3 protein-coding genes are annotated in these 3,044 nt (G+C 67.4%); 2 read left to right on the top strand and 1 reads right to left on the bottom strand.

Annotated elements, in window-relative coordinates; genetic code table 11:
- Positions 1-133: 133 nt before the first annotated feature.
- Entirely contained in the window at positions 134-1,204 is a 1,071-nt protein-coding gene (locus ACWDNU_RS45025) for a S1 family peptidase (RefSeq protein ID WP_370937941.1), read from the bottom strand.
- A 458-nt stretch (positions 1,205-1,662) separates the two neighbouring features.
- Between ACWDNU_RS45025 and ACWDNU_RS45020 the strand changes: the two genes are divergently transcribed.
- Entirely contained in the window at positions 1,663-2,358 is a 696-nt protein-coding gene (locus tag ACWDNU_RS45020; RefSeq protein WP_370937940.1) for a S1 family peptidase, read from the top strand.
- A 38-nt stretch (positions 2,359-2,396) separates the two neighbouring features.
- Positions 2,397-2,933 (top strand): snapalysin family zinc-dependent metalloprotease, encoded by a 537-nt coding sequence (locus ACWDNU_RS45015; protein ID WP_370937939.1) that lies wholly within the window; start codon positions 2,397-2,399, stop codon positions 2,931-2,933.
- Positions 2,934-3,044: the final 111 nt, after the last annotated feature.

Here is a 3,044-nt window from a genome sequence, read left to right as displayed (position 1 = left end):
TCCTTGTGGTAATCTGATTCCCTCAAGGAGCCCCTCACGGACTTGCGCCGTACGTGAGGGGAACCCTGAGGGAATCAGATTCCCTCAGGGTTCCCCTCACGTACCTAAAACCGAACCCAAGCGGAAAGCGGGCTTACGGAAGAACCAAACCGTAGGCGCTCAATGCTGCGGGAACCGGCTGGAAGAAGGTTTCTCCGCCGGAGTTGCAGTCTCCGCTGCCGCCTGAGGTGAGGCCCAGTGCGGTGGCGCCGTCGAAGAGCGAGCCGCCGCTGTCGCCCGGTTCTGCGCAGACGGTGGTGTCGATCAGGCCGTTCACCGCGCCTTCCTGGTAGTTCACCGTGGCGTTGAGCGCGGTGACCTGACCGTCGTGGACGCCGGTGGTCGAGCCGCTGCGGGTGACGGTCTCGCCGACTGTCGCGTCGCCTGCTGCGGTGATTTGCTGGCCGGTGTTGACGGCGCTCGGGGCGTCTACGCCGGAGTCGTAGGTGGCGTACGAGTAGTCAGTGCCGGGGAAGTTCGCTCCGGACGTGCTGGCGATGTGCTGCGAGTTTCCCTGGTCGGCCCACCAGTCATTGGTCGCGACGCCGCAGTGGCCGGCGGTCAGGATCGCGGGCTGGCCGCTCGAGGTGTGCACGTTGAAGCCCAGCGAGCAGCGCAGGCCCTGGCCCCAGATGGCGTCGCCGCCGCTGATCAGGGGGCGCAGTTTGCCCTTTGTCTTGGCGAAGCGGGCCTTGTCGCCGAAGCGGTGCACGGCGTTGGTCACCTGGGCGAGCTTGGCTCCGGTGACCGACGAATCGGCGGTGACGAGCACCTGGCCGGTTCGCGGGTCGACGCGCCAGGCGGTGCCGGGGACGCTGGCCGTACGAGCCAGTTCCGACGTGACGGCTTTCAGTTGGGAAGCACGGTATTTCACGAACTTCGGCGTCGCGCCGGCCGCGCGGACCTGGTCGGCGGCGGCCTGGTCGGTGACGGTGACGGTCAGGTGCGAGCTGGCCTGGTCGTAGTACGACCCTACGGTGCGGTCGCCGAGCGACTTCGCGATGCTGGCGGACATGGCGGTCGCGGCTCTCGCGTTCAGCGGTGCCGTCGAGGGCTGGGCGGCCGCGACGCCCGAGGCGGCGAAAACTGATCCAGCGGCCAGAACCGCCGCGGCGAAGGCGATACCGCCGCGTCCGCCGTGTCTTTGACTGAGTGCTGGGATCATGCACATCTCCGTTTCTTGCGAATAGGACGATGGCGCACCGCGGTCAGCTAATGCGGGCGCAATTCGCAGTTTAGGGATCCTTGGCAATCGCTTATACCCACGAAAGTCGCGAATCCCGTTCGGCTTTGCTGTCCAGTGGCGCCGGCCGTCCGCTGAACGGAAGTCCGAACTCGCCGCATCCGATCCAATTGCGGCTCGTTGAACAGCGCAGACGCCCAACCGGAACGCGTTATTCCGGGTTCGGTTCATCCCGGTAATCGACGTTCGTGCCGCCGCGCACGGTTCGGCATCCGGCGGTATCCCTCCTTTCGACGGTGTTCGGACTCCGGCGGCCCTGGGACTCTGTGGTTTCCATAGCGGGCCCGGCGCCCGCGAAAGTGGTCCCCCCGGCCGTATCCCCGGCCGAACTCCTGCCTCTCCCGCGATTGGCGGGAGTGGTTGCTATGGAAGGGAAAGCGATGCGGAAAATAATGCTGGCGGTGATGGGCGCGGCAGCCCTGCTGTTCGGAGTCGCCGCACCGGCGGTCGCGGCGCAGCCGGCCATCATCGGAGGCAGCGACGCCAGCGAAACCTACTCGTTCATGGTGTCGCTGGACAACGGTTGCGGCGGAAGCCTTGTCGCGCCCCAGTGGATCATCACGGCGAACCACTGCGGCCAGGCGTCGACGGCGCGGATCGGCGCGATCGACATCAACGCGGGCGAGGTCGGCCAGATCGACAACGTGATCACCGACCAGGGCACCGACCTCACCATGATGCACCTGAGCCAGCCCGCCCAGTCGGCTCCGGTCGCGATGGCGCAGAGCAACCCGGCGCCGGGAACGGGCGCGCGGCTGCTCGGCTGGGGCTGCACGAGCTGGCCCAACTGTCAGACGGCGCAAACCCTGCAGCAGATCGACCTTCAGGTCCTCGACAGCAGCGCGTGCGCGGCGGGCGGCGGCGGCGCGGGCGACGTCTGCATCTCCGGCGACTACGGGCATTCCGCGTGCCACGGCGATTCGGGCGGCCCCGCGATCGTCGGCACCACCGGGAACTGGACGCTGGTAGGCGAAACCCACGGCCCCGGCGACAACGGCGGCGAATGCGCCACCACCACCCTCTACACCGGCATCGCCCAGTACATGTCGTGGATCCAGCAGCAGATCGGAAGCTGAACCCTGTCCCGGAAACCCTCTTTCGGAGAGGAAAAACCATGACCCTGCAACGCTTTGGCCGGCTGGCCGCAGGCGCGGCCGCCGCGTTGGCGCTGCCGCTGACCGGAGTCGGGACGGCGTCCGCCGCGCCGCTGGACGCGGTGGAGCTGTACTACGACGCCAGCGGTTTGCCCGACTACCAGGCCGAGGCCACCCAGGCCGCGGCGAACTGGAACACCTCGGTGCACAACGTCCACCTCAACAGCGGCGGCGCCGCGACCATCATCATGCACGAAACCACCGGCGGCGGTTCCTACACCCAGACCGACGGGCACGGCACCGGCGACATCTACATCGACACCCAGCAGGTCGCCGAAGGCAACGACCCGACCCGGATCATCGCCCACGAGATCGGCCACAACCTCGGCCTTCCCGACCACTACGAGGGACCGTGCTCGGAGCTGATGTCCGGGCACGGGCCGGGAATCACGTGCAAGAACGCGATGCCGGACGCTCAGGAATCCGCGCAGGTGGAGCAGAACTTCGCCAACGGGTTCGTGACGGTTCGCTTGCCGGAGAAGCAGATCTTCCGCTGAGCCGTCGGCGCTCGCCGGGGGCGTGGTGCTTCCGGCGAGCGTTGCGGAGCCGAATTTCGCGACGATTCGCTTGCCTGGCAAGCACAACTGCCGCTGAACCGTCGATGCTCG

Source organism: Amycolatopsis sp. NPDC003676, assembly GCF_053587275.1.
This window is presented reverse-complemented; position numbering and strand designations above follow the sequence as displayed.

What these genes read in the sequence shown, in the direction of transcription:
- ACWDNU_RS45025 (WP_370937941.1), bottom strand. Translation starts at nt 1,204, where the DNA reads ATGATCCCAGCACTCAGTCAAAGACACGGCGGACGCGGCGGTATCGCC.
- ACWDNU_RS45020 (WP_370937940.1), top strand. Translation starts at nt 1,663, where the DNA reads ATGCGGAAAATAATGCTGGCGGTGATGGGCGCGGCAGCCCTGCTGTTC.
- ACWDNU_RS45015 (WP_370937939.1), top strand. Translation starts at nt 2,397, where the DNA reads ATGACCCTGCAACGCTTTGGCCGGCTGGCCGCAGGCGCGGCCGCCGCG.